The following is a 19536-nucleotide window of genomic DNA, read 5'->3' as shown; positions in this document are numbered from 1 at the left end:
TTCCTAAATAATAGTTGTATTTTTACCCCTAATAAAACCAAATCATTTAATGGGTAAAATAATTGCAATTGCTAACCAAAAAGGAGGTGTTGGTAAGACAACAACATCGATCAACTTAGCGGCTTCTCTTGGAGTTTTAGAAAAAAAAGTATTACTTATTGATGCTGATCCTCAAGCAAATGCAACTTCTGGAATTGGAATGGATGTGGAAAGCGTAGAGATAGGAACCTACCAACTTTTAGAACATTCGCATGCACCTAAGGAAGCTATCATTAAAACCGATACGCCAAATCTTGACATTATTCCTGCACACATCGACCTTGTGGCCATCGAAATTGAGCTTGTTGATAAAGAGCAAAGGGAGTATATGCTTAAGAAAGCGTTGGTTGATATCAAAAATGATTACGATTACATCATTATTGACTGTGCGCCTTCTTTAGGTCTGCTTACGTTAAACGCACTAACAGCCGCTGATTCTGTAATTATACCAATTCAGTGTGAGTACTTCGCTTTAGAAGGTTTAGGAAAGCTGTTAAACACAATTAAAAGTGTTCAAAAAATTCACAACAAAGAATTAGACATCGAAGGTTTATTACTTACCATGTACGATTCGCGTTTAAGACTGTCGAATCAGGTTGTTGAAGAAGTTCAAAAGCACTTTAACGATATGGTTTTTCAAACTATTATTCAACGTAATGTACGTTTGAGTGAAGCCCCAAGTTACGGCGAAAGCATAATTAATTACGATGCGGCTAGTAAAGGCGCAACAAATTACTTAAGTTTAGCTAAAGAAATTATTAATAAAAATGCATAACATATGGCTAAGGCAACAAAAAAACAAGCTTTAGGAAGAGGATTATCGGCACTTTTAAAAGATCCAGATAACGATATTCAGTCGGTACAGGATAAGGGTGCAGATAAAGTGATTGGAAATATTGTTGAATTAGACATCGATTTTATAGAAGTTAACCCGTTTCAGCCACGTACCAACTTTAGTGAAGAATCGCTACGTGAATTAGCATCTTCAGTAAAGGAATTAGGTATTATTCAGCCTATCACGGTTAGAAAATTAGGCTTTAACCAATACCAGTTGGTTTCGGGAGAGCGTCGTTACAGAGCCTCTAAACTTATTGGTTTAGAAACCATTCCGGCATATATTAGAATTGCCAACGATCAGGAATCCTTAGAGATGGCGCTTGTTGAAAATATTCAACGTCAGGATTTAGACCCTATCGAAATTGCCTTATCGTACCAACGTTTAATTGACGAAATCAACCTGACACAGGAACAAATGAGTGAGCGAGTTGGTAAAAAACGTTCCACCATCGCCAATTACCTGCGTCTTTTAAAACTGGATCCAATCATTCAAACCGGTATGCGTGACGGATTTATATCTATGGGTCACGGTCGTGCCTTAATTACTATTGAAGACCAAAGTGCCCAGTTAGATATTTACGAAAAAATACTATCCAATCAGCTTTCAGTAAGAAATACTGAAGAACTAGTTAGAAATTACGGAGAAACCAAAGACGTTGAGGCAGCTCCAAAAAAACAAACTGAAACTGTACCTACTTACATAAAAGATGGCATTGGCGCTTTTTCTGAATACTTTGGTCATAAAATTGACGTTAAAGTATCTAAAAACGGTAAAGGTAAAATTACCATTCCGTTTCATTCAGAAGAAGATTTCAATCGTATAACAAAATTAGTTAAGGGTGCCAAATAAACTTTTAATAACAAGCGCAATAGCGCTTTTGTTTAGTTTGTGTGTATCAGCGCAAGAAAAAAACAACAAAAAACCCGAACTTCCCAAAGAAGTAATTGTTGATACCCTTGTGCAATTGCCTCAGGAATTCAATCCCCTATCGCCAGCTAAGGCAGCCTTTTATTCGGCAGTATTGCCTGGTTTAGGTCAGGCCTACAACAAACGATACTGGAAAATTCCTTTAGTATATGTTGGCTTGGGAACAGGTGTGTATTTTTATATCAACAATAACAAAGAATACAACCGTTATCGTGATGCTTACAAAAGTCGTTTAGCTGGATTTGAAAATGATGAATTTTATTTCGATTCGGAAGGCAACAAACTAGACACACCACGTGTAACCACCGAAGGTTTAGAGCGCGGACAAAAATTCTATAGAAAAAATAAGGAAATTTCACTTTTAGTGACACTGGGCATTTATGCCTTGAATATTATTGATGCTAATGTTGATGCGCATTTAATGCAGTATAACATTGATGAAAATTTATCATTAGCACCACATTACAGATTTAATGAGATTGATGCAACAAGCAATCTCGGCCTAACATTTAATTTTAAATTTTGATTATGAAGATAGCTTTACTTGGTTACGGAAAAATGGGGAAAACCATTGAACAAATTGCTATTAAACGCGGACATGAAATTGTTTTAAAAGTAGACAAGAATGACGATTCTTACGATATTACTCAAGCCGATGTTGCTATAGATTTCAGTATTCCAACGGTAGCTTTTAATAACATTTCCAACTGTTTAAACAACGGTGTTCCGGTTATTTCCGGAACTACTGGATGGTTACAGGATTACGATAAAGCCGTGGCCTTATGTAAAGAAAAAAACGGTGGTTTTATCTATGCATCTAACTTTAGTTTAGGGGTTAACATCTTTTTTGAGCTAAACAAAACATTGGCAAAAATGATGAACACCCTTAAAGAGTATAACGTAACTATGGAAGAAATTCACCATACGCAAAAATTAGATGCACCAAGTGGTACTGCGATTACTCTAGCCGAAGGTATTATTGAAAACCACAGTGGTTATGATAAATGGAAATTAGATGAAGCTGCTGAAAAAAGTCTTCCTATCGTGGCTAAACGTATTGAAGATGTTCCGGGTACACATACTATCAATTATGAAAGTGAAGTAGACACCATCACTATCGAACATACAGCTCACAATCGTCAAGGATTTGCTTTAGGAGCCGTAATTGCTGCCGAGTGGATTATTGGTAAGCAAGGAGTTTTTAACATGAACGATGTGTTAAATATTGGTTAATGCCGGTTTTTAACGTAACAATTGAAGTAAGTTTAAACACTAACGTCGCAAACAAAACAACATAGGTATGACATTAATGCAATGGTTTATTTTCATCTTGATTATTCAGGTAATTCATGGATTTGGAACTTGGAAACTTTATATTAAAGCAGGACGACAAGCCTGGGAAGCTTTTATTCCGGTTTATAACGCCGTAACTTTAATGAAAATAATAAACCGCCCTTGGTGGTGGACCATTTTATTGTTTTTACCTATTGTTAACCTGATTATGTTTCCTGTAGTTTGGGTTGAAACTGCCAGAAGTTTTGGTAAAAACTCAACAACAGACACGATTTTAGCCGTTGTAACTTTAGGGTTTTATAACTATTACCTGAATTATGCCGCAACTGTTGAGTATATTGAAGATCGTAGTTTAAAACCAACTACAGGTGCAGGCGATTGGATAAGTTCTATTTTATTTGCCATTGTTGCTGCTACTATCGTCCATACGTATTTTATTCAGCCATTTACCATTCCGTCATCGTCATTAGAGAAATCGTTATTGGTTGGGGACTTCTTGTTTGTTAGTAAGTTTCATTATGGTGCACGTATCCCAATGACAACCGTTGCAGCTCCTATGGTACATGATACCATTCCTGGACTTAAAAAGAAATCATACTTATTTAATGATCATTTTGAAGACAGAAAAACGTCTTGGGAAAATAAATTACAGTTACCATATTTACGCATTCCAGGTTTCGAGGATATTGAAAGAAACGATATTGTCGTATTCAACCAACCAGCCGATACGCTGTTGGACATGAACAACTTTCACCCGGACAGAAATTATTATAAGCCAATTGACAAGAAAACAAATTTAGTAAAGCGTTGTGTTGGTGTTGCCGGAGATACTTTAGAAATTCGTGATGGTTTTGTGTTTATTAATGGGGTACAAAACCAATTACCAGATCGCGCGCATTTACAGTTTAGCTACTTAGTTCAACCTAAAAGCACACAGTTTAATCCTGCTGTTTTAAAAGAACGCTATGATATTACTGATGGCTTTGGGATAATAAACAATCAGAATACGTATTACTTCTCGGCGATTTCAGATGAGGCTTTAGCTAAATTTAAAGACAACCCGAATGTTCTAAGCATTACACCAAACAAAAAGCCTAAAGGCGAACCAGATGCTTCTATATTTCCACACGACGCAAATTACAACTGGAACGTTGATAATTTTGGTCCGGTAGTTATTCCTGAAAAAGGAAAAAGTATTGCTTTAAACATTGAAAATTTATCAATTTACAAACGAGCTATTAGCGAGTACGAAGGAAATGAAGTGACCGTTAAAGGCAACCAGATTTTAATTAATGGTGAGGCAGCTACATCTTATACCTTTAAACAAAACTACTATTGGATGATGGGAGATAACCGCCATAACTCTATCGATTCACGTTTCTGGGGCTTTGTACCGTTCGATCACGTAGTTGGTAAACCTGTATTTATCTGGATGAGCTGGGATGGAAAATCACCGCGTTGGGATCGTTTCTTTACTACTGTTAGTGGTGAAGGTAAAGCAACGTCGTTCTTAATTCCGTTTTTAATATTGTTAGCTGGTTATTATGCTTTCAGCAAATGGCGAGCACATAAAAAAGCAAATGCTTAATTAGGATTAATATTCAATGAACATTATCATTCACCCTACATATTTTCCAAGTATTGCACACTTTGTTGCCATCGCTCAAGCGGAACAAGTAACTATAGAAGTTGATGATAATTTCTTAAAGCAAACCTACCGAAACCGTGCTTATATTTACGGTGCAAATGGCAAGCAAACCTTGAATATTCCTGTTATTCACACCCAGAAAAACAGACAAAAATATAAAGATGTAAAGATTTTCAATGAAGACAACTGGCAAAGTAATCATTGGAAATCTTTAATATCGGCCTACAGAACCTCTCCTTTTTTCGAGTATTACGAAGACGAGATCAAACCTCTTTTTGAAACTAAAGCTGACTCCATTTTAGATTTTAACCTAAAATGTTTCGAAGTGATTTGTGATTGTTTACAATTGGACATAGAACAGATGAAAACGGAAGTGTTTCAAAAAGAAGTTGATGGTGATACGACTGATTATAGGTATTTAGTTCACGCTAAAAAAGAACAGGAACAGCCTTTTGAACCCTACACTCAGGTATTTGATGATAAACACGGATTTATACCTAATTTGAGTATTCTTGATTTACTTTTTAACGAAGGACCAAATGCTCTAACCTATCTCGAAAATCAAACCTTAGCACCTCTATAATGCTTCAATTCATTGCACATTACGGTTGCCATGTGCTTTTACCTTTTGCAGTTGCTTTAATCTGGTATAAACCACTATGGATAAAAGCTTATCTTATTATGCTTGCCGGATTTTTAATAGATATTGATCACGTATTGGCTACACCTATATTTAGCCCCGGGCGTTGCAGTATCAATTTTCACCCTCTACACAGTTATTACGCAATTGTATTGTATGTGTTGTTATTATTTCCGAAGAAAACCCGTTTAATTGGCTTAGGATTAGTAATCCATATTATTGCCGATCTGGTAGATTGCTCCTTTATGTAATTATTCATTAAGCGCCAGTGTCGCCATAATTGGGTAGTGATCTGAATAATGCTCGTTATACGACCTGAAACCATTTACCGTAAAGGCATCATCCGAAAAGATATAATCGATTCTCACAGGAAAAAACTGAAAATCGTAAGTACGCCCAAAACCATTTCCGGCCTCTTCGAACGTATCGTTTAAACCACCTTTAATTTTTCGATAAACATAGGAATATGCAGTATTATTAAAATCGCCACAAATAATCATTTTGTAATGGCATTGTGCCTTGTGATTTAAAAGCATTTCAGTCTGTGATTGCTGCTTTTTAAAGGTCGTACCTATACGATTAATTAAACGCTCGGAATCTTCATTTTTTAAGCTTTCTAATTTCGTTTCAATGCGTAAAGACTCCAAATGCACATTATAAATTCTAAGCGTATCTTTTCCCTTTACAACATCAGCAAAAATGGCATTGTTTGATGTATTCGGAAATTCCACTGAACCTGAATTAATAATAGGATATTGCGAAAAAATGGCTTGTCCGTGCTTTATTTTTTTTCCTGAAAGATGTTCGTATCTATACTTAAAAAAAGCCAAATCGTTGTTTTTTCGTGGGTGATAATCCTGAATACACAAGATGGCTGGTGCTTCTTCTTTTACAAAATCAATTAGTTTTGTGTCGACATCTGTTTCGGGAATCCATTCAAATAAATTAAACAACCTTACGTTGTAATTCATAACTTTAAAATTATTTGGGGCTTCAATCTTTTTAGAAGCTGCAAACTTATATAAAGACCCAAAACAGAAATACCCAATGGCTAAAACAAAAAGCGATAAAATAAGTTGCTTTTTCAGTCTTAATACCCAATACAACAAGAATAACACATTACATAATACTAAAAAAGGGACTCCTAAATTAAGAACTGATAATACAGCGAACGTTTTTGGAGGTAAAAAAGGAAGCGCATAAGAAAACAAAAGTACCAACGCCATGATAGCATTAATAAGATAAATAAGCTTATTGATAGCGCTAAGGTTTTTCATTGGTTTAATGCAATCGTGTTGGCATGATAATTATTTACCTGCTCTAAATAAAAACTCTTTTTCTTCGGCTGTAAGACTATCGTAACCACTTTTACTTATTTTATCGAGAATAACATCTATTTTCTTCTGTGTATTAAACTCGTTAAAATCGGCTTTAGTATACCCACCTACTTTACTTTTATTTTTATGAACCGTTTTTAAAGGTCCCTTTTTAGACAGTTTTACATTAGAAAACATACCTATTAAGCTTTCAAATCCACGACCAATATCATTACCTTTAACAAGCTGCTTGGCATAAAAATAACCTAATAAAGCACCTCCTAAATGTGCCAGATTACCACCGGCATTGATTCCGAATAATCCAAACACATCCAAAATTACAATGGCTACACCAACATACCATAACTTAATATTGAAAGTAAAAAAGCGCATATCCTGATTGGGCATATAAGCACAAATAAAAATAAGCAACGCTCTTACAGCTGCCGATGCTCCAACCAATGTAGAATTTGTTCCGAAGAAACCTGGAAATAAGGAATAACCTAATAGAAACAACATTCCGCCACTCATAGCTCCTAAAAAGTAAATGTTTATCGCCATTTTAGAGCTGAATAGGTTTAAAAACATCTGACCAATAACATAAAGCCAAAGCATATTAAATAAAATATGCAACGGATCGTAATGTAAAAAAGCATACGTAATAATAGACCACGGTCTCACGATAAAGCTTTCAAAATTACTTGGCAGCTCGAACCATACCAAATATTTTCGAAGCAATAAACCGATAACAAAAACAACCACATTTGTGGCTATTATTTTCTCCAGCACATTAAGTCGTGCCAGCTTATATTTTACATCATCCAGAAGACTCATTAATACCAGCGGTTTTGGTTAAACTGATTTTTTTTCCAGTACCACATAATAATAAACCCAATAACAGCGCCTCCTACGTGTGCAAAGTGAGCGACATTACCTTGACCAAATATGGAATTACCTGACAAACCAGATATTAAATCTAAGATAATAATTCCGGGAATAAAATACTTCGCTTTTATAGGAATAGGTAAAAATATCATCATCAGCTCGGCATTTGGATTCATCATACCAAAGGCTGCTAGAATTCCCATAATACATCCGGAAGCCCCAACCATACTGCCATTATAAACAGGAAAAATGCTTTGTAAATAGGCTAATTGCTGATTAGTTACACTACTCAACACTTTATTTTCCTGAAGCATATGAATTATTTGATCTGAAGTTAATCCGGAAGCAATTAAATCGTTAAAACTTGGAATAAATTCAACATAATAAAAGCCTAATTGCAGTAATACAGCCCCAAGTCCCGCTGAAAAATAGATGAATAAAAACCGTTTACTTCCTAAAACTTGCTCTACAGGTGTACCAAACATCCAAAGCGCAAACATATTGAATAAGATATGTGAAATGCCAAAATTATGAATATCTGCCCCACCATGCATAAACATATGCGTTACAATTTGCCAAGGCTTAAACATCTCGTTTTTCGGAAAATATAAAGCAAACCAATCATAAAATAGACCATTAGCAATAGTCATGGTTCCTATAAACATAATCACGTTGATTATGATTAAATGTTTTACACTTTCTGAAATACGCATCATAACTTATATAAATTTTTTGTCCAACTCATCCACAGTCATGGTTATAAATGTGGTGCGATTAGCTGGTGATACACTTGGTTCTTTACAGGCAAACAACTGATTCACCAAATGCTCTTGTTCTTCTTTTTCCAAAGCTTGTCCGGTTTTAATGGCCAGACTCTTGGCCATCGATTTTGCCATTAAATCGGTAGCACTAAAACTACTATCGGGCACTTCATTTTCAACATCACTAATAAGTTGCTCTAAAATAATAGACACCTCACTTTCAGGTACACTTACAGGTACACCAGTAATTTCAACCAATCCTGCCTGCAACTTTGCGAAGATGAATCCGGTATGCTCCAAATCACTTTTTAAATCGCGAATAACCTGCATTTCCTGATTTGAAAAATGAAGTTCTAACGGAAATAACAATTGTTGACTAACAACATTCCTTACCGTCATTTGACGTAAAAACTTTTCATACAATATACGTTGATGCGCCTTATTTTGGTCTATAAGAAGCATACCCGATTTTATGGTACTTACAATGTATTTATTGTGAAGTTGATACGTAGTTTGCTTCTGTTCTACCTTATTATCTTCGGTAAAAGCAGAGATTGTTTTTTCTTCGGCTTCAAATTTTACGTGATTAAAATTTTGAGGTTGCGGACTCACATATTCCTGTTGTGGCGCCTCTTCTTCATAAGTTTCATCCTCCTCATACTCTTCTTCCTCCTCTTCCTGTTCGTCAACATAAACATGTCTTAATTCAGATTCCGGAGATGGAATAAATTCAGAATTCGCCTTTTTATAAATATCACTATCTGAAATACCTACACCCAAATCTCTCGAAAAACTTTCCCAGGTTAAAGCCTGATCACTTTTTTGAGCAATGGCTCTAACAATAGAATTGACTTCTTCTTTAAACGGATTGTAGTCACGGTCGACTTCAATAGTTGGGTTCTTTACCGGTTTTTTTTCTAACTCGTATGGGGTATCTAAACTCGCATCGCGATCGAAATCTAAAATCGGAGCAATATTAAACTGTCCCAGACTATGCTTCACCGCCGAACGTAACAAAGCATACAAGGTATGCTCATCATCAAACTTAATCTCTGTTTTTGTCGGGTGAATATTAATATCAATAGACTGCGGATCGACTGTTAACTTTAAAAAGTAACTCGGGTTTGTCCCGTTTTTTAACAAGCCATCGAACGCAGCATTAATCGCATGGTTTAAATAAGCACTTTTAATAAAACGATCATTAACAAAAAAGTACTGTTCGTTACGTGTTTTCTTAGCAAACTCAGGTTTTCCGACAAATCCGGTAACTTGCAATACTTCGGTGTTTTCTGTAACCGGTACTAATTTTTCATTGGTACGGCTACCAAAAATATTAACTATACGTTGCCTATAGTTTCCAATAGGTAAATTAAAAGTTTCACTGCCATTATTATACATGGCAAAACTAATCTCGGGATGTGCCAATGCTACACGATGAAACTCGTCTAATACATGGCGTAATTCAACATTATTTGATTTTAAAAAATTTCGGCGCGCCGGAATATTGAAAAATAAATTTTTAACTGATATGGACGTTCCCGGAGGCGTTACCACCACATCCTGAGCAACCACTTTACTTCCTTCAATAAGGATACCTGTACCAACATCGTCGTCTTCCTGTCTGGTTCTTAACTCGACATGAGCAATAGCAGCAATACTGGCTAAGGCTTCACCACGAAACCCTTTGGTATTTAACTGAAATAAATCTTCAGCATTACGTATTTTAGAAGTCGCATGACGCTCGAAACTTAATCGGGCATCGGTAGCACTCATACCCTTACCATCGTCTATAACCTGTACAAGCGTTTTCCCAGCGTCTTTTATAATAAGTTTTATAGTTGTAGCACCAGCATCAATGGCATTTTCTAACAACTCTTTTACAACAGAAGCGGGGCGTTGTACAACTTCTCCTGCGGCTATCTGGTTTGCAACATGATCGGGTAAAAGTTGTATAATATCTGCCATGAATTATTTAAAAAATATAGATAAATCGAAATCGATGATAAATAAAAATATAAGAACAAGAATAGCTACGATTATTAAAATACGACGGTTAGCCTCTTTGTCTTCATTGTTTTTTAAATCATCTAATGCGTTGATTAATTTTGTTTTTAAGTTGGTATTTCCCCCAACTGTCTTTCTGTACTCATCAAATTTATGCTTGATTTCAAAGGGATTTCCTTCTTCCCCATTATTAAAATAACGTGGTGTATAACTAAATTTTTTGTTCTTACGTGTTTTAAAAATGCCCATAATGTCTAAGTTTTAGGTTAATTGAATTTTGAATCTAATAAGTACATACAAATCAATAACAGTACCAAAATTAACAGTAGTGTGCGTATAGACATGGCGCCTTTAACTCGTCGTTTAGAAGTTCTGTTTTGTTCCCACTTGGAAACAAAATCGTGTTTAACAGAGTCTTCTCCATTAGTGATTTCCTCACTTTCCTTAGAGAAACGAGGTTGATAATTAAAGGTTTTATTTTTACGTTGATTAAACAAAACAGATGAATACTTATACCTCAAAAGTACTTAAAAATAGGCAGAATCAAGAAATACTATTGCCAAAAATTGTTAACAGAAATACCCGAAAAATAGTTAAAAACAAAAGAGATGCTTAATGGTTTAACATCTAAGCATCTCTCCTATTTACATTTAAACCTGTTAAACAGACTTTTTTAGCTATTGTTACGAAGTTCGGCCATTTTTATTGCTGCAATAGCTGCTTCTGTTCCTTTATTACCGTGTTTTCCACCCGAGCGATCAATAGCCTGCTGCAAGGTGTTATCGGTAAGCACACAGAAAATAACCGGAGTTTCGTGCAACACATTTAGATCTTTAATACCTTGAGTTACGCCTTCACACACAAAATCGAAATGCTTGGTTTCACCTTGAATCACACTACCTATAACGATCACTGCACTCACAATTTGTTCCTGCATTTTCTTTGCGCCATAGATTAACTCGAAACTTCCCGGAACATCCCAACGGATAATATTTTCGGGTAATGTACCATTATCTATAAGTGCATCGTAAGCCCCTTTATATAAGCCTTCTGTTATGGTATCATTCCATTCAGAAACAACAATCCCAAATCGAAATTTCTTCGCATTTGGGATTGTCGCTTTATCGTAATCTGATAAATTTTTATTTGCCGTAGCCATATATTATTTACTTGCCAATACCTGAGCTTTACCAATAAACACATCGATAGTCGCTGCCTCGGTAGAGTTTGGATATTCTTCTTTAATTCTGTTAAAGTAATCTAATGCTTTACCTGCTTTATCTAAATCTAAAGCAATTGCTCCTGCTTTGTATAAATACATTGGCGTAGTATACTCGTTGTTACGCATATTAGCCGCTTGCTCATAGTAATCTAAAGCTTCCTTTGGTTGATTTAACTGCACAAAAGCATCACCAATATTACCTTTAGCTAATGGCGCCAAAATTTCATCATCACTTTTAAAATCACTTAAATACTCAATTGCATTTTTGTAATCTTTTAATCTTAAATATGCTGTACCCGCATAGTAATGAGCTAAGTTAGCCGATGGCGTTCCGCTATATTCTTCGATAATATCTAACATTCCATATTTACCTTCTCCGCCGTTTAAAGCTAAGTTAAATAACGAATCTTTTTCAACACCGTTTACAGCCTGGTCGAAATATTTTTGAGCCTGGAACATATCGTTCATTGCATTTTGTTGTTTTGGTTTTGCGATAAACTCGTTGTAACCCAAATAACCTAAAACAACAACCGCTACCACACCGATAAACATGAAGATGTATTTCTGATTTTTCTCAACAAACTCTTCTGTTTTAGACGCCGATTCGTCTAATGTATTAAATACCTCTGCTGTTGTAGATTCTTGTTCATCTACTTCTACTACAACTTCCTTTTCTACCTTCGTTTTCGGTTTATAACCTCTCTTGTTATATGTTGCCATGTATTAATTCTAAAGTTAATGCCTCGCAAAAATATAATTTTTCTTCATATACAAAAGGTTATTTATTTGTATTTTTTCAATAATTTGCACCTCCTTTTTAAAGAGTTGCAACTCCTTAACATGCTTTAAGCTACTTTTTTTATGATTTTAAAATCACTTTCATTATTAAACTATAAAAATTTCGAAAGTAAGTCCTTCAATTTCAACGACAAGATAAATTGCATTGTTGGAAACAATGGCATTGGTAAGACTAATGTACTCGATGCCATTTACCATTTATCTTTCGGAAAAAGTTATTTTAATCCGGTAGCAACACAAAATATTAAGCATGGTGAAGAATTTTTTGTGGTTAATGGCGAATATATTAAAGACGATAAATCTGAAAAAATAATAGTTAGTCTGAAACGCGGACAAAAGAAAGTAATAAAACGCAACGGAAAGATTTACGACAAGTTTAGCGACCATATTGGTTTTTTACCTCTCGTTATTATCTCACCAGCCGACAGAGATTTAATTGTTGAAGGTAGCGACACCCGCCGAAAATTTATAGATGGTGTTATTTCGCAAAGTGACAAAGTCTACTTAAACCATCTCATTAACTACAATAAAATTTTAGCCCAGCGTAACGCTTTATTAAAATACTTTGCATTAAATCACACCTTTAACAAGGAAACATTAGAAATTTACAACCAACAACTTAACGATTACGGTTCACAAATTTTTGAAAAGCGTAAATTGTTTTTACAAACCTTCATTCCTATTTTTAAAGATCGCTATAAGGCTATTAGCAATGGTAACGAAAATATAGAACTGGAATACAATAGCGGCTTATTTGAAGAGGATTTAAACAACTTGTTACAAAAAAACATCAGTAAAGATAAAGCCCTGCAATATACCAGTGTCGGTATTCATAAAGACGATTTAAATTTTAATATTGAAGGTCATCCGGTTAAAAAGTTCGGAAGTCAGGGACAACAAAAATCATTCTTAATAGCCTTGAAACTAGCTCAATTCGATTTTATAAAAGCGCAAAGTGGCGTCAATCCTATTTTATTACTCGATGATGTTTTTGACAAACTTGATGAAAACCGAGTTACGCAGATTATTAAATTGGTAGACGATGCCAATTTCGGGCAAATATTTATAAGTGACACCCATGCTGAACGTACCGAAAACGCGGTAAAGCAAGCCCATCAATCGTACGAAATCTTTAGACTTTAAAAGCATGAATCTAAAAGAGCATTATAGCAATCTGTACGATGCATCCATTGAAAAAATAAAAAACAACACCTACGAAATCGATGATTTGATTGAATCGAAAAACGATAATCGTTTTGGCATCACCTTATTACTACGTCCATCAGAAGCTGTAAAAGCTAATATTCAAACGTTTTTAAGTGAATTAAAAGCGATTGAACCCAATCAATATTATTACGAAAGTTCAGATATTCATATTACAGTTATGTCCATTATTTCCTGTTATAATGGCTTTCAACTTGAAAATATAAATATTCAGGATTACATAAAAATTATTCAGGAAAGTTTAATTGATTCACCCAATATAGAAATTCAATTTAAGGGCTTGACAGCATCACCTTCCTGCATTATGCTACAGGGTTTTATGAATAATGAAGCACTGAATTCTATAAGGGATGATCTGAGACAAAATTTTCAAAATTCAACTTTAGAACAAAGTATAGATCAACGTTACGCAATTCAAACAGCACATTCTACTGTTGTGCGCTTTAAAAATAAACTAGAGCATAAAGACGCTTTCCTAAAAACTATTGAAACCTTTAAGGATAAGAACTTTGGGACATTTAAGGTACACGAGTTAGATTTGGTTTATAACGACTGGTACCAAAAAGAAGCACTTGTTGAAAAGTTATTTCAATTTGAACTCTAAAACGTAGTACCTTTGCCACTTCTCAAGACTCCAAATTCATGGCAAAACGCAACAACGAACATATTAGCATCTCTGACGCTTTAAAGGAATTTGTTGAAACCAACAAATTAGAAAAAGGCTTAGATAAAGTCAATGTCGCCGATGCCTGGGCCGATCTTATGGGTAATGGTGTTAATAATTACACCCGATCGGTTAATTTAGAACGCGACACACTTTATGTACAACTTAATTCTAGTGTTTTACGAGAAGAATTAAGCTATGGAAAAGAAAAGATTATAATGATGATTAACGAGGCTCTCGGAAAAGAAATTGTTAAAAAATTGATTTTAAGATAACTACATTTAAAAATAAAAATAATAAAAGCCTTCGATTTCTAACAAGCTGTACTTATTTACATTACCTTTGACCTTTAAATTTTTTATATACAAATACAATGAGTAAAGGTACAGTAAAATTCTTCAATGATTCTAAAGGTTTTGGATTCATCGTTGAAGAAGACAACAACAAAGAACATTTCGTACACATTTCTGGACTAGTCGATGAAATTCGTGAAGGTGATGTAGTTGAATTCGATCTACAAGAAGGTAGAAAAGGATTAAACGCCGTAAACGTAAAAGTAATCTAATACATATACTTTAACAATTACAACAAAAAGGCTGTCAAAAATTATTGATAGCCTTTTTTTGTGCGTAAAATTTTATTAAAAATTTTACACTAAATTCATAGAATAAATTGAATTTTATACTACATTTAACTCAATTAATAACTAATATTTCAATTTATGAGTACAGGAACAGTTAAATTCTTCAATGATTCTAAAGGATTTGGGTTCATTATCGAAGAAGGTTCAAAAAAAGAGCACTTTGTTCACATTTCAGGATTAATCGACGAAATTCGTCAAGGCGACGAAGTTCAATTCGAACTGAAAGAAGGTAAAAAAGGATTAAACGCAGTAAATGTAAAAGTAATTTAATATATACTATTTAATTTTTTTAAGACAAAAAAAATCCCGCTATGGCGGGATTTTTAATTTATATAAAGCGGTTTAATTAAAACTGCTCTCTTCCTGCAAAGTGGAAAGCACCTTCAATAGCTGCATTCTCATCACTATCACTTCCGTGAACTGCATTTTCACCAACAGAAGCTGCATATAATTTACGAATAGTTCCTTCGGCAGCATCAGCTGGGTTTGTAGCACCAATTAAAGTTCTGAAATCTTCAACCGCATTTTCTTTTTCCAAAATAGCAGCTACGATAGGCCCACGAGTCATAAACTCTACTAACTCACCAAAGAATGGACGCTCACTGTGAATTGCATAAAAAGCTTCAGCATCAGCTTTGGTCATTTGCGTTAATTTCATTGCTACAATTCTAAATCCTGAAGCTGAAATTTTCTCTAATATTGCGCCAATGTGTCCGTTTTCAACTGCATCTGGCTTTAGCATTGTAAATGTTCTATTTGTTGCCATTTTTAAATTTTAGTGTTATTCTTTTTAATTTCATTTAAAGCATTCTTAAAAAGACATATACTTTTCTAAAAATACTTCACAATGAAGGTCTTTTAATTTTGCTGCAAAAGTACGCTATTTATCATTAAAAACAAGCCTATGTAATTTTAAAAAAATTGTATCTTCGTCATCTATGAAAAATGAAGAAATTAGCAACATAAAACAATTGTTATCTACTGAAAAAAAGATAGTTATTGTACCACATAAAAACCCCGACGGCGATGCCATCGGATCTACTTTAGGCCTTTACCATTATCTTTTAAAAGGCAACCATCAAGTTCACGTTATCGCCCCAAACGATTATCCGCACTTTTTAAAATGGATGCCTGATGAAAATAAGGTCTTAAAATACGATTCACAAACCGAAGAATCTGACACTTTAATTCATGCTGCCGATATTATTTTTACATTAGACTTTAATGCGCTAAACCGTACCGGAAACATGGAAACCGTTTTAGCCGAAAGTAAAGGCATTAAAATCATGATAGACCACCATCAGGCTCCTGATGATTACGCCTTGTATACCTATAGTGATGTAAGTATGAGTTCTACCTGTGAAATGGTATATCATTTTATTGATATGCTTGACGATAAAGCGTTGGTTGATACTAATATCGCTTCTTGTTTATATGCTGGAATTATGACCGATACTGGCTCATTCCGTTTTCCATCAACAACAAGCCAAACCCATCGCATTATTGCCGATTTAATCGATAAAGGTGCTAACAACTCACAAATACACAACAGTATTTACGATACTAACAGCTATCAACGTTTACAATTATTAGGTTGTGCCTTAACCAATTTAAAAGTCCTACCCGAGCACAGAGCGGCATTCATTACTTTATCTCAGGACGAACTCAATAAATACGATTACAAAAAAGGCGATACAGAAGGGATTGTAAATTATGGTTTATCTCTGGACAATATTGTACTAGCAGCTATTTTTATTGAAGACAAGCAGGAAGGTATTGTTAAAATATCGCTACGTTCAAAAGGTGATTTTTCGGTAAACGACATGTCCAGAACCCACTTTAATGGTGGCGGACATATAAATGCGGCTGGCGGACGAAGTGAATTATCACTAAACGATACCGTTGAAAAATTTATTAGTATATTGCCTAGTTATAATAAAGCCCTGAATAATGAATAAATTTTTAACACTGGCCACAATCGCTTTGGCGTTAGCTTGCAAATCTCCTGAAGCAAGACGCCCTGTTTCGGTTAAATCGGGCTCATTTATTGATGAATCCGTAGAACGTAATAAAAAATTAAATGCCGAAGAACAAGCACTTATAGAAAAGTTCATGACGCAAAAACAGGAAAATGAATACATTGCTTCTGAAAGTGGTTTCTGGTATTTCTACAATACCAAAACAGAAATTGACTCTTTACAAACACCTGTTTTTGGAGATGTAGTAAACTACGATTTCGACGTAAAAACTTTAAATGGGCAAACCATTTATTCGTTTGATGATCTTAAAACCCGTAATTACACCATGGATAAAGAAGAACTTTTTACTGGTTTAAGAGAAGGACTAAAACTTATGAAAACCGGTGAAACAGTAACTTTTTTATTCCCTTCACAAAAGGCATACGGTTACTATGGTGACGAAAACAAAATTGGCAGCAATACACCATTAATGTGTAAAGTAACCTTAAACTCTATCACAAAAACCGAAGACGATTAATTCAAAGAAACCAACTATTCCCTATAAATATTTACAGAACCATATGAAACAGTTAAAAATTTCAGCTAAAATACTTTTCATTGTCACCTTACTTACCAACTTAACATCATGTAAAGCCCAGTATCCGGAATTAGAGGACGGCATTTACGCCGAGTTCGTTACCAGTAAAGGCGTTATGGTTGCCAAATTAGATTACAATGAAACTCCGGTTACCGTTGCTAATTTTGTATCCTTAGCCGAAGGTACTAACACCATGGTCGACAAACAATATAAAGGAAAAAAATTTTATAACGGAACAACGTTTCACCGTGTTATTGATGGTTTCATGATTCAGGGTGGAGATCCTATAGGAAATGGTTCTGGTGGTCCCGGATACAAATTTACCGATGAGTTTTCAGAAGATTTAAAACACGATAAAGCTGGTATCCTATCTATGGCAAACTCTGGTCCGAATACTAACGGAAGTCAGTTTTTCATCACCGAAAAACCAACGCCATTCTTAGACAATAAACATTCTGTTTTTGGAGAACTGGTTATTGGTTTGGATGTGCAGGATACCATTTCAAATGTGGAAACCGATGCGACGGATGAGCCAATTGATAAAATCTACATTAAAGAGCTGAATATTATCCGAAAAGGAAAAGAAGCTAAGCGCTTTGACGCTCCAGACATTTTTGTGAATCATTTTGTTGAAGCCGAACGTCTTGAAAAAGAAAAAGCAGCAAAACAGGAAGCCTTATTAACTGCAACCAAAGAAAGATTTGAAAAACAAAAAGCAGAAGCCACTACCCTGCCTTCTGGTCTAAAATATTACATCAGCGAAAAAGGCGATGGCAACAAACTACCATCAACCGCAATTATTCTTACAGATTACAGCTTGTATATGGAAGATGGCAAACTATTTGACACCAGCAAATTAGATGTTGCCGAAGCCTTCGATATGGTAAACCCTGGGAAACGAGATGCCGAAATGTACCGCCCTATTGAAGCCGAAATCAGTCCGGATGCCCGCATGATTCCAGGTTTTAAAGAAGGTTTACAACAACTTAGTGTTGGAGATAAAGCCACGCTATTTATTCCATACCACTTAGGCTATGGCGAAATGGGAAATCGCGGCATTCCCCCACGTGCGAATTTAATTTTTGAAGTTGAAATTATTGAAGCACTCTAAACAAAACGACAATTTATATACAGAAAAATAACACTTATGTACCTATTAAAATTTGATTGGAATCCTATAACAGGTATCGATATCATTGGAAATTTCAAACTACACTTTTACAGCCTTATGTGGGTTACAGCCTTTGTATTAGGGTGGTTTATTATGAAACGTATTTTCACCAAAGAAAAAGTATCCTTAGAATATTTAGACCCTTTATTCATCTATACAGTTTTAGCAACCATGATCGGGGCTCGATTAGGGCATGTTTTGTTTTATCAGTCTGAATTAATTTCTGAAGACTTTTTCAGCATCTTTTTACCATTCCGATTTAAAGGCGGTATTGAATTTACGGGATTTCAAGGTTTAGCAAGTCATGGTGCTGCCATTGGAATTATTGTTGGGATGTATTTGTACCGTAAAAAATACAACTACAAATCGCTACTTTGGATTTTAGACCGTGTCGTGATTTCGGTTGCTTCAGGTGCCGTATTCATTAGAATTGGGAACTTTATCAATTCTGAAATTATAGGAAAGGTAACCGATTCTGCTTTTGGTGTACGTTTTATTCAGGATCAATATTACAAAAGTCAGATTGTACAATTAACGGGCATTAAAGATGCTCAGGAAGCCTATAATGCTGTAACCACCAATCCGCAGTTTCAAAATTTACTTGATGCCGTACCTTACAGACATCCGGCACAATTATACGAGTCGTTCTGTTATGTTTTTGTATTCTTAATTTTATGGTATTTCTACTCGAAAACCACCAAAAAAGATCAAACAGGATTCCTATTCGGATTATTTTTAATTTTATTATGGTCTATTAGATTCTTCGTTGAATTTGTAAAAGAACCTCAAGGCGACGAATATATTAACTGGCTTGGTTTAAACACCGGACAATGGTTGAGCATTCCGTTTATTCTAATAGGACTTTATTTTATGTTTGTTTATAAACCAAAACAGCCTGTGGTATAAC

At 34.9% G+C, this 19536-nt stretch carries 25 protein-coding genes; 16 read left to right on the top strand and 9 right to left on the bottom strand.

Annotated elements, in window-relative coordinates; genetic code table 11:
• The first annotated feature begins 49 nt into the window (after positions 1–49).
• From NO995_RS12230 to NO995_RS12200, 7 genes are all read left to right on the top strand, one after another.
• Positions 50–814 carry a ParA family protein gene (locus NO995_RS12230; RefSeq protein WP_240574930.1) on the top strand — a complete coding sequence of 255 codons (765 nt, stop codon included), beginning with the start codon at positions 50–52 and terminating at the stop codon, positions 812–814.
• 3 nt (positions 815–817) lie between these two features.
• Entirely contained in the window at positions 818–1726 is a 909-nt protein-coding gene (locus NO995_RS12225; RefSeq protein WP_240574929.1) for a ParB/RepB/Spo0J family partition protein, read from the top strand.
• Positions 1716–2330, top strand: a complete 615-nt coding sequence (locus NO995_RS12220) for a DUF5683 domain-containing protein (protein ID WP_240574928.1) — start codon at positions 1716–1718, stop codon at positions 2328–2330. The genes NO995_RS12225 and NO995_RS12220 overlap by 11 nt, the downstream gene beginning before the upstream one ends.
• A 2-nt stretch (positions 2331–2332) precedes the next feature.
• On the top strand, positions 2333–3037 hold the full coding sequence (gene dapB / locus NO995_RS12215; protein WP_258227758.1) for a 4-hydroxy-tetrahydrodipicolinate reductase: 705 nt from the start codon (positions 2333–2335) through the stop codon (positions 3035–3037).
• Positions 3038–3104: 67 nt separating this feature from the next.
• Positions 3105–4685, top strand: a complete 1581-nt coding sequence (lepB, locus tag NO995_RS12210) for a signal peptidase I (RefSeq protein ID WP_258227757.1) — start codon at positions 3105–3107, stop codon at positions 4683–4685.
• Between the two features lie 16 nt (positions 4686–4701).
• Entirely contained in the window at positions 4702–5328 is a 627-nt protein-coding gene (locus tag NO995_RS12205) for a WbqC family protein (protein WP_240574925.1), read from the top strand.
• On the top strand, positions 5328–5636 hold the full coding sequence (locus NO995_RS12200; protein WP_258227756.1) for a DUF6122 family protein: 309 nt from the start codon (positions 5328–5330) through the stop codon (positions 5634–5636). Before NO995_RS12205 ends, NO995_RS12200 begins: the two co-directional genes overlap by 1 nt.
• Here NO995_RS12200 and NO995_RS12195 read toward each other — a convergent pair whose 3' ends face one another.
• The 8 genes from NO995_RS12195 to NO995_RS12160 all read right to left on the bottom strand — a co-directional run bounded on the left by NO995_RS12195 (position 5637) and on the right by NO995_RS12160 (position 12293).
• Entirely contained in the window at positions 5637–6662 is a 1026-nt protein-coding gene (locus tag NO995_RS12195) for an endonuclease/exonuclease/phosphatase family protein (protein ID WP_258227755.1), read from the bottom strand. It abuts the gene before it with no gap.
• A gap of 30 nt (positions 6663–6692) precedes the next feature.
• The gene (locus tag NO995_RS12190) at positions 6693–7535 is read right to left on the bottom strand and encodes a rhomboid family intramembrane serine protease (protein ID WP_258227754.1); all 843 of its coding nucleotides are present in this window, start codon (positions 7533–7535) and stop codon (positions 6693–6695) included.
• The gene (locus NO995_RS12185; protein WP_258227753.1) at positions 7535–8302 is read right to left on the bottom strand and encodes a rhomboid family intramembrane serine protease; all 768 of its coding nucleotides are present in this window, start codon (positions 8300–8302) and stop codon (positions 7535–7537) included. The genes NO995_RS12190 and NO995_RS12185 overlap by 1 nt, the downstream gene beginning before the upstream one ends.
• A 3-nt stretch (positions 8303–8305) precedes the next feature.
• Complete coding sequence (gene mutL / locus NO995_RS12180; protein WP_258227752.1) at positions 8306–10312, bottom strand: DNA mismatch repair endonuclease MutL; 2007 nt, start codon at positions 10310–10312, stop codon at positions 8306–8308.
• A gap of 3 nt (positions 10313–10315) precedes the next feature.
• Positions 10316–10600 (bottom strand): riboflavin synthase subunit beta, encoded by a 285-nt coding sequence (locus NO995_RS12175; RefSeq protein WP_240574919.1) that lies wholly within the window; start codon positions 10598–10600, stop codon positions 10316–10318.
• A 17-nt stretch (positions 10601–10617) separates the two neighbouring features.
• A complete protein-coding gene (locus NO995_RS12170) occupies positions 10618–10872 on the bottom strand; it encodes a hypothetical protein (RefSeq protein WP_258227751.1) in 255 nt (84 codons plus the stop codon).
• Between the two features lie 152 nt (positions 10873–11024).
• A complete protein-coding gene (gene ribH, locus NO995_RS12165; protein WP_258227750.1) occupies positions 11025–11510 on the bottom strand; it encodes a 6,7-dimethyl-8-ribityllumazine synthase in 486 nt (161 codons plus the stop codon).
• Between the two features lie 3 nt (positions 11511–11513).
• A complete protein-coding gene (locus NO995_RS12160; RefSeq protein ID WP_258227749.1) occupies positions 11514–12293 on the bottom strand; it encodes a tol-pal system YbgF family protein in 780 nt (259 codons plus the stop codon).
• A 141-nt stretch (positions 12294–12434) separates the two neighbouring features.
• Between NO995_RS12160 and recF the strand changes: the two genes are divergently transcribed.
• The 5 genes from recF to NO995_RS12135 all read left to right on the top strand — a co-directional run bounded on the left by recF (position 12435) and on the right by NO995_RS12135 (position 15172).
• Positions 12435–13514 carry a DNA replication/repair protein RecF gene (gene recF / locus NO995_RS12155; protein WP_258227748.1) on the top strand — a complete coding sequence of 360 codons (1080 nt, stop codon included), beginning with the start codon at positions 12435–12437 and terminating at the stop codon, positions 13512–13514.
• Positions 13515–13518: 4 nt separating this feature from the next.
• Positions 13519–14199 carry a 2'-5' RNA ligase family protein gene (locus tag NO995_RS12150; protein ID WP_258227747.1) on the top strand — a complete coding sequence of 227 codons (681 nt, stop codon included), beginning with the start codon at positions 13519–13521 and terminating at the stop codon, positions 14197–14199.
• Between the two features lie 38 nt (positions 14200–14237).
• Positions 14238–14534, top strand: a complete 297-nt coding sequence (locus tag NO995_RS12145; protein ID WP_258227746.1) for a DUF721 domain-containing protein — start codon at positions 14238–14240, stop codon at positions 14532–14534.
• Between the two features lie 98 nt (positions 14535–14632).
• Positions 14633–14824, top strand: a complete 192-nt coding sequence (locus NO995_RS12140) for a cold-shock protein (protein WP_240574913.1) — start codon at positions 14633–14635, stop codon at positions 14822–14824.
• 156 nt (positions 14825–14980) lie between these two features.
• Positions 14981–15172, top strand: a complete 192-nt coding sequence (locus tag NO995_RS12135; protein WP_240574912.1) for a cold-shock protein — start codon at positions 14981–14983, stop codon at positions 15170–15172.
• A gap of 76 nt (positions 15173–15248) precedes the next feature.
• Here NO995_RS12135 and NO995_RS12130 read toward each other — a convergent pair whose 3' ends face one another.
• A complete protein-coding gene (locus NO995_RS12130; RefSeq protein WP_188224288.1) occupies positions 15249–15668 on the bottom strand; it encodes a nucleoside-diphosphate kinase in 420 nt (139 codons plus the stop codon).
• 172 nt (positions 15669–15840) lie between these two features.
• Here NO995_RS12130 and NO995_RS12125 point away from each other — a divergent pair, with 172 nt between their 5' ends.
• From NO995_RS12125 to lgt, 4 genes are read left to right on the top strand one after another with little or no spacing between them, the layout of a single operon-like run.
• On the top strand, positions 15841–16860 hold the full coding sequence (locus NO995_RS12125; RefSeq protein WP_240574911.1) for a bifunctional oligoribonuclease/PAP phosphatase NrnA: 1020 nt from the start codon (positions 15841–15843) through the stop codon (positions 16858–16860).
• Positions 16853–17398, top strand: coding sequence for a gliding motility-associated peptidyl-prolyl isomerase GldI (gene gldI, locus NO995_RS12120; RefSeq protein ID WP_258227745.1), 546 nt, complete (start codon positions 16853–16855; stop codon positions 17396–17398). The genes NO995_RS12125 and gldI overlap by 8 nt, the downstream gene beginning before the upstream one ends.
• Positions 17399–17441: 43 nt before the next feature.
• Positions 17442–18569 carry a peptidylprolyl isomerase gene (locus tag NO995_RS12115; protein WP_258227744.1) on the top strand — a complete coding sequence of 376 codons (1128 nt, stop codon included), beginning with the start codon at positions 17442–17444 and terminating at the stop codon, positions 18567–18569.
• A 36-nt stretch (positions 18570–18605) separates the two neighbouring features.
• Positions 18606–19535 carry a prolipoprotein diacylglyceryl transferase gene (gene lgt / locus NO995_RS12110; protein WP_258227743.1) on the top strand — a complete coding sequence of 310 codons (930 nt, stop codon included), beginning with the start codon at positions 18606–18608 and terminating at the stop codon, positions 19533–19535.
• The last annotated feature ends 1 nt before the right edge of the window (position 19536 follow it).

It is taken from the genome of Aestuariibaculum sp. M13, from assembly GCF_024723255.1.
Classification (GTDB): domain Bacteria; phylum Bacteroidota; class Bacteroidia; order Flavobacteriales; family Flavobacteriaceae; genus Aestuariibaculum; species Aestuariibaculum lutulentum.
Note: the sequence above shows the minus strand (reverse complement) of the source record. Positions and strands in the feature narration are given on the sequence as shown.